The organism is Streptococcus sp. 1449 (genome assembly GCF_013276805.1).
Classification (GTDB): Bacteria; Bacillota; Bacilli; order Lactobacillales; family Streptococcaceae; genus Streptococcus; species Streptococcus pseudopneumoniae.
The window spans coordinates 1-7,506 of record NZ_VMLS01000083.1; the positions used below are offsets into that span (position 1 = coordinate 1).

The following is a 7,506-nucleotide window of genomic DNA, read 5'->3' on the forward strand; positions in this document are numbered from 1 at the left end:
CTTTTTTAAAACTAAATGATTATATAATTGAAATAAGAAGAAAATCATTATCAGAAAATTATAGGAGGTAGTAAAATTGACTTGCTTAATCAGTGTTATTTTATTACATCAAGGAGATAAAAATAGTTTATTAGAGTCTTTATTAATAGTTGATAGACAAACATTTAAAGATATAGAAGTTATTATTGTAAAGCCAATATAGAACACCTTTTGTTGGTTTATTTATTCTTCCTGATGATTATTATAAACTTACAAAGGATTTTCGGTACTATATGGAACAAGAACTTGTTTTCGAAGAGGAACTTGTTTCACTGAGCTGGACCCATGAAGTTTATCCTTTGGGGCACTTAGGGGATATAGATATTCATTTTCTACATTATTCTAGTATTGAAGAAGCACGGACTAAGTGGGAAAAAAGAAAAAACGCATAAATTGGGATAATCTATATTTTAAATTTGATAATAAAGATTCAGCTAGTGAAGAAATTTTAAATAAGATGGATAATCTTCCTTATTCTAATAAATTAATTTTAGTCAATCGTCCATATAAAAATTTGAAAAGTCAATGTGTTATTCCAGGTCAGGAACATCTTCCAGAACTGGCTATTATGTCTGATCCATTAAATACTTTTGATATCATGGCTTGGTTAAAAAAAGGTGGCAATGCTCTTTAAGTGCAAGTTATTGCGCTGTAGCATATAAATCTATTCCCTACATATTTTTTAAATGTTCTACGAGTTAATTTGAAATGTTTAGCTTGTGGTATAATAGATTCATGGATAAAAAATATGAAAAAATCTCCCAAGATTTGGGAGTGACTTTAAAGCAAATCGATACTGTTCTAAGTTTGACAGCAGAAGGGGCGACAATCCCCTTTATCGCGCGTTATCGCAAGGACATGACTGGTAGTCTGGATGAGGTGGCGATTAAGGCCATTATCGACTTGGATAAAAGTCTGACCAATCTCAATGACCGCAAGGAAGCTGTTTTAGCTAAGATTCAAGAACAAGGCAAGTTGACCAAGGAGTTGGAAGAAGCTATCTTAGCTGCCGAAAAATTAGCAGACGTTGAAGAACTCTACCTACCTTACAAGGAAAAGCGTCGAACCAAGGCAACCATTGCTCGTGAAGCTGGACTCTTCCCACTTGCTCGCCTGATTTTGCAGAATGTAACTGACTTAGAGAAAGAGGCTGAAAAGTTCATCTGTGAAGGATTTGTGACTGGGAAAGACGCCTTGGCTGGTGCAGTTGATATCTTAGTCGAAGCCTTATCGGAAGATGTGACACTGCGCGCCATGACTTATCAGGAGGTGCTGAGATACTCTAAACTTACTTCGCAAGTCAAGGATGAAAGTCCTGATGAAAAGCAGGTTTTTCAGATTTATTATGATTTTTCAGAGACAGTTGGAAATATGCAGGGCTATCGTACATTGGCCCTCAATCGTGGGGAGAAGCTAGGTGTCTTGAAGGTCGGTTTCGAACATGCGACAGACCGTATTCTAGCTTTCTTTGCTGCTCGTTTCAAGGTGAAAAATGCCTATATAGATGAAGTTGTTCAGCAATCGGTTAAGAAAAAAGTCTTACCTGCTATCGAGCGCCGTATTCGGACAGAATTGACTGAAAAAGCGGAAGAAGGGGCTATCCAACTCTTTTCGGACAACCTACGCAATCTCCTCTTGGTTGCTCCACTGAAAGAGCGCGTGGTTCTTGGATTTGACCCTGCCTTTCGTACAGGTGCCAAGCTAGCTGTCGTGGATGCAACAGGAAAAATGCTGACAACACAGGTCATTTATCCTGTTAAACCAGCATCAGCTCGTCAAATCGAAGAAGCCAAGAAAGATCTGGCAGATTTGATTGGTCAATATGGCGTGGAAATTATTGCCATCGGAAATGGTACTGCTAGTCGTGAAAGTGAAGCCTTTGTGGCGGAAGTTCTGAAAGATTTTCCTGAAGTCAGCTATGTTATTGTCAATGAAAGTGGTGCTTCGGTCTATTCTGCCAGTGAACTTGCTCGTCAGGAGTTTCCAGATTTGACCGTTGAAAAACGCTCTGCTATTTCTATCGCCCGTCGTTTGCAAGATCCCCTTGCGGAATTAGTCAAAATCGATCCTAAGTCAATCGGCGTTGGTCAGTACCAGCACGATGTCAGACAGAAGAAATTGTCTGAGAGTCTTGACTTTGTTGTGGATACGGTGGTGAACCAAGTCGGTGTCAACATCAATACAGCCAGCCCAGCTCTTCTTTCCCATGTCGCTGGACTCAATAAAACCATTTCTGAAAATATCGTCAAGTACCGTGAGGAAGAAGGGAAAATCACTTCACGCGCCCAAATCAAGAAAGTTCCTCGTCTGGGGGCCAAGGCTTTTGAACAGGCAGCTGGTTTCCTTCGTATCCCTGAAAGTAGCAATATCCTTGATAATACAGGGGTTCACCCAGAAAACTATTCTGCTGTTAAGGAGCTCTTCAAACGATTGGATATCAAGGACCTGAATGAAGAAGCACAAAATAAGCTTAAGTCCCTTTCAGTCAAGGAAATGGCGCAAGAGCTAGACCTTGGTCCAGAAACTCTTAAAGATATCATTGCAGATCTTCTCAAACCAGGTCGAGATTTCCGTGATTCCTTTGACGCACCTGTGCTTCGCCAAGATGTCCTAGATATTAAGGACCTTATGGTTGGTCAGAAGCTAGAGGGTGTGGTGCGTAATGTCGTTGACTTCGGTGCCTTCGTTGATATCGGAATTCATGAGGATGGCTTGATCCATATTTCTCATATGAGCCGTAAATTTATCAAACACCCAAGCCAAGTGGTGTCCGTCGGAGATTTGGTAACAGTTTGGGTTAAGAAAATCGATACTGAACGTGAAAAAGTCAATCTGTCGCTCCTCGCTCCAAATGAAACTGACTGATTACGTTAAGCAGGTTTCACTAGAAGACTTCGGTAGACCTTTTATCCATCATGCTCAGTGGAATTCTCGTCTACGTTCGACAGGTGGGCGATTTTTCCCCAAAGATGGGCATTTGGATTTTAATCCCAAGGTTTATCAGGAACTGGGGTTGGACGTTTTTAAGAAAATTGTCCGACATGAACTCTGTCATTATCACCTCTATTTTCAAGGGAAGGGCTATCAACACAAGGATCGGGATTTTAAGGAACTTTTGGAAGCAGTGGATGGATTACGCTTTGTGTCAACCTTGCCAAATAGCAACTCCAAGCCAATCAAGCTTTATCGTTGCCAATCCTGCCAGCAAACTTATCAGCGCAAGCGAAGGATTGATACCAAACGCTATCGCTGTGGACTTTGTCGAGGAAAGTTGCTACTAGTAAATCAGCCTGAGGACTGATGAAAGCCGAGCCTACCCGTGATATACTATGTCTAACCTAGCAGAAAGAGGAAATATCATGAACAGTAAATTTTATAAAATGAGACGAAATCGCATGATTTCAGGAGTTCTGGCAGGTCTGTCAGATAAGTGGAACTTTGACGTTACCCTTGTTCGTTTTTTGTTTGCCATTTTTACAGTCGCAAACTTTGGACTTGGCGTGATTATCTATATCATCCTAGCTTCTGTCATGCCAACCAAGGAAGAAATCGAAGCAGAAATGTACGGAACAGGCCCACGAAAACGCAAAGAAGCCCAAGCCATTGACGACAATGAAGGTTGGTTTTGGTGAGGTTTTACAGAAGATTTGGAATAAGCAAAAAGCTTTAAATCAATAGTCTAAACTGCTTGATTTAAAGCTTTTTTACTTTTAATAAGATTTTCTCAGCCTCATATACAAATTAAAAATAATATTTTAAACTTAGATTTCTAATCTGATTTTTCTTGCTGAGACAATACGTTTTTTGAAAAATGGTGGATGCTGATAACAACTGATAGCCAGCAAATAGCATAAGCAGTAGCTGTAAATTCTGTACCGATAAAGTGTGTCTTTTCAACTAAGAGCTGACCGATGAATGGAGAGAGGAGATAGAGAAGTCCGATGAGTATATGTTCTTTATGTTTCATTAAAGCGCCCCTTCTTTCCTTATAGGTTGAACGACTTGCAAGTGTTAAATTTAATGGTATGTTATCTAGGTAAGCTTACTCAAATGTTAGTTTCCGCTTCCTCCTTTCCAAAGTAAGCCTTTTCACACTTATATTTTACAATTTTAAAAATAGGAAATCAAATCATTTTATAAGTAATTTTGCCTACATTTCCCCCAATCTTACAAAAATGTAAGATTAAAGTCTCTTTTGTAAGGTTAGGTTATGGCAAGCGGTCTTTTTTTGATGTAAACTAGACTCATAAAGAACAAAGGAGTAACATCATGAAACAAATCTTACAGAAGAAAACAAGAAAACCAAGTCACAAAGAAATCGAGCGTGTTCAGCTGGGATGCGCTATGATGCAAGCTACATTTCATTTGATGGGATATTAAGAAAGGAGATTCTCATGACACTTTTAGATGTAAAACACGTTCAAAAAATTTATAAAACACGTTTTCAGGGCAACCAAGTAGAGGCCCTCAAGGATATTCACTTTACCGTAGAAAAGGGTGACTACGTTGCCATTATGGGTGAGTCTGGTTCTGGTAAATCCACTCTTCTCAATATCCTAGCTATGCTGGACAAACCAACTCGTGGTCAGGTTTACCTGAATGGAACTGACACAGCAACCATTAAAAATTCACAGGCTTCTAGCTTCCGTCGTGAAAAGTTGGGCTTCGTCTTCCAAGACTTTAACTTGTTAGATACCCTATCTGTTAAGGACAATATCTTGCTTCCGCTTGTCTTGTCAAGAAGACCTATTACGGAAATGATGAAGAAATTGGTGGTGACAGCTGAGAATCTAGGTATCAACCAATTGCAAGAGAAGTACCCTTACGAGATTTCTGGTGGTCAGAAACAGCGTGTAGCAGTAGCACGCGCCATCATCACAGAACCTGAAATTCTCCTTGCGGATGAGCCAACAGGTGCCCTTGATTCCAAGTCCTCTGCAGCTCTTCTTGATGTTTTTGATGAAATCAATGAGCGCGGCCAAACCATTCTCATGGTAACCCACTCAACAGCAGCAGCTAGCAGAGCTAAACGTGTACTCTTTATCAAGGACGGCATTCTTTACAATCAAATCTACCGTGGAGAGAAGACAGAGCGTCAGATGTTCCAAGAAATCTCTGATACCTTGACTGTCATGGCAAGCGAGGTGAATTAGTATGTTTCGATTAACTAATAAGTTAGCGGTATCGAACTTGATTAAAAACCGCAAGCTCTACTATCCTTTTGCGCTGGCTGTTCTCTTGGCAGTCACCGTCACCTATCTCTTTTACTCTCTAACCTTCAATCCAAAGATTGCGGAAATCCGTGGAGGAACAACCATTCAGGCTACACTTGGATTTGGTATGTTTGTCGTCACCCTTGCGTCAGCCATTATCGTCCTCTATGCCAATAGTTTTGTCATGAAAAATCGTTCCAAGGAACTGGGGATTTATGGCATGTTGGGATTGGAAAAGCGCCATCTAATCAGTATGACCTTTAAGGAGTTGGTGCTATTTGGAATTCTAACTGTTGGTGCAGGGATTGGTATTGGGGTCTTGTTTGACAAGTTGATTTTTGCTTTCTTGCTCAAACTGATGAAATTAAAGGTAGAACTAGTCGCTACCTTCCAGATGAAAGTTGTCATTACAGTACTTGTTGTCTTCGGTTTGATTTTCCTAGGTCTCATGTTCCTGAATGCTCTTCGAATCGCCCGTATGAATGCCCTTCAGCTCTCACGTGAGAAAGCTAGTGGTGAGAAAAAAGGTCGTTTCCTACCTCTCCAAACGATTCTTGGTTCGATTAGTTTAGGGATTGGCTATTATCTTGCCCTTACGGTAAAAGATCCTCTTACAGCCTTAACAACCTTCTTCATAGCTGTTTTGCTGGTTATCTTTGGTACTTATCTCTTGTTTAATGCAGGGATTACAGTCTTCCTACAAATCTTAAAGAAAAATAAGAAATACTATTACCAACCTAATAACCTCATCTCTGTTTCCAACTTGATTTTCCGTATGAAGAAAAATGCGGTTGGACTAGCAACCATCGCTATCTTGTCAACAATGGTTTTGGTAACCATGTCAGCAGCGACAAGCATTTTCAATTCCGCAGAATCCTTTAAAAAAGTTCTAAATCCTCATGATTTTGGGGTTTCAGGACAAAATGTTGAAAAAGAAGATTTAGACAAACTCTTGAGCCAGTTTGCAAGTGACAAAGGTTATAAGATTAAAGAGAAAGAAGTGATTCGTTATACTTACTTTGGTGTTGCAAACCAAGAAGGAAATAAGTTAACTATTTTTGAAAAAGGACAAAATCGTGTTCAACCTACAACAGTTTTCATGGTATTTGACCAAAAAGATTATGAAAATATGACTGGTCAAAAACTGTCTCTTTCAGGAAATGAGGTCGGACTCTTTGCAAAGAATGAGGGAGTTAAAGAACAGAAAGCTCTAACTCTAAATGATCATCAATTTTCTGTCAAAGAAGAATTTGATAAAGATTTCATTGTCAACCATGTCCCAAATCAGTTTAATATTTTGACTGCTGATTACAATTACCTTGTTGTACCTGATTTACAATCCTTTTTGGATCAATTCCCAGATTCGGCTATCTATAATCAGTTTTACGGCGGTATGAATGTAAATATCAGTGAAGAAGAACAACTCAAGGTCGCTGAAGAGTATGAAAAATACCTCAATCAGTTTAATGCTCAATTAAACACAGAAGATAGCTATGTTTATGGTAGCAATCTAGCAGATGCTCGTTCTCAGATGAGTGCCCTCTTTGGTGGTGTCTTCTTTATCGGTATTTTCCTATCCATTATCTTTATGATCGGAACCGTTCTGGTCATCTACTACAAACAAATTTCTGAAGGATATGAAGACCGTGAGCGCTTTATTATCTTGCAGAAAGTCGGTTTAGATAAAAAGCAAATTAAGCAAACCATCAACAAACAGGTTTTAACTGTTTTCTTCCTTCCTTTGCTCTTTGCCTTCATACATCTCGCCTTTGCCTACCATATGCTTAGTCTGATTTTAAAAGTGATTGGTGTAATAGATACGACTATGATGTTGATTGTGACCTTGTCTATCTGCGCTATCTTCCTCATCGCCTATGTGTTGATTTTCATGATTACTTCAAGAAGCTATCGCAAGATTGTGCAAATGTAAAAAAAGATACCTCGACTTCAAAATCGAGGTATTTCTTGTATTTTATACTCAATGAAAATCAAAAAGCAAACTAGGAAGCTAGCCGCAGGTTGCTCAAAACACTGTTTTGAGGTTGCAGATAGAACTGACGAAGTCAGCTCAAAACACCGTTTTGAGGTTGCAGATAGAACTGACGAAGTCAGCTCAAAACACCGTTTTGAGGTTGCAGATAGAACTGACGAAGTCAGTAACATATACGTACGGCAAGGCAACGTTGACGCGGTTTGAAGAGATTCTCGAAGAGTTTCAAACATATGCAATTATTTCTGAAAGAGTACAGTTAGG

General features: G+C 39.4%; 7 protein-coding genes and 1 pseudogene. 7 read left to right on the forward strand and 1 reads right to left on the reverse strand.

What is annotated here, in order from left to right; all coding sequences use genetic code 11:
• Positions 1-194: 194 nt before the first annotated feature.
• The 4 genes and pseudogenes from HT687_RS10785 to HT687_RS10800 all read left to right on the forward strand — a co-directional run.
• A pseudogene (locus tag HT687_RS10785) lies at positions 195-673 on the forward strand (DUF1919 domain-containing protein); the annotation flags it as partial.
• 101 nt (positions 674-774) lie between these two features.
• Positions 775-2,904 (forward strand): Tex family protein, encoded by a 2,130-nt coding sequence (locus HT687_RS10790; RefSeq protein ID WP_023936941.1) that lies wholly within the window; start codon positions 775-777, stop codon positions 2,902-2,904.
• On the forward strand, positions 2,891-3,340 hold the full coding sequence (locus tag HT687_RS10795; RefSeq protein WP_023936939.1) for a SprT family protein: 450 nt from the start codon (positions 2,891-2,893) through the stop codon (positions 3,338-3,340). The genes HT687_RS10790 and HT687_RS10795 overlap by 14 nt, the downstream gene beginning before the upstream one ends.
• A gap of 58 nt (positions 3,341-3,398) precedes the next feature.
• Complete coding sequence (locus tag HT687_RS10800) at positions 3,399-3,671, forward strand: PspC domain-containing protein (RefSeq protein ID WP_001085048.1); 273 nt, start codon at positions 3,399-3,401, stop codon at positions 3,669-3,671.
• A 137-nt stretch (positions 3,672-3,808) separates the two neighbouring features.
• Here the strand turns inward: HT687_RS10800 and HT687_RS10805 are convergent, their stop codons facing one another.
• Positions 3,809-4,006, reverse strand: a complete 198-nt coding sequence (locus HT687_RS10805) for a hypothetical protein (RefSeq protein ID WP_023936938.1) — start codon at positions 4,004-4,006, stop codon at positions 3,809-3,811.
• Positions 4,007-4,433: 427 nt separating this feature from the next.
• Here HT687_RS10805 and HT687_RS10810 point away from each other — a divergent pair, with 427 nt between their 5' ends.
• The 3 genes from HT687_RS10810 to HT687_RS12080 are packed head-to-tail and all read left to right on the forward strand — an operon-like array spanning position 4,434 to position 7,449.
• Positions 4,434-5,192, forward strand: coding sequence for an ABC transporter ATP-binding protein (locus HT687_RS10810; RefSeq protein WP_000173372.1), 759 nt, complete (start codon positions 4,434-4,436; stop codon positions 5,190-5,192).
• Position 5,193: 1 nt separating this feature from the next.
• Positions 5,194-7,182 (forward strand): ABC transporter permease, encoded by a 1,989-nt coding sequence (locus HT687_RS10815; RefSeq protein ID WP_023936935.1) that lies wholly within the window; start codon positions 5,194-5,196, stop codon positions 7,180-7,182.
• A 51-nt stretch (positions 7,183-7,233) separates the two neighbouring features.
• On the forward strand, positions 7,234-7,449 hold the full coding sequence (locus HT687_RS12080; RefSeq protein ID WP_240152488.1) for a hypothetical protein: 216 nt from the start codon (positions 7,234-7,236) through the stop codon (positions 7,447-7,449).
• The last annotated feature ends 57 nt before the right edge of the window (positions 7,450-7,506 follow it).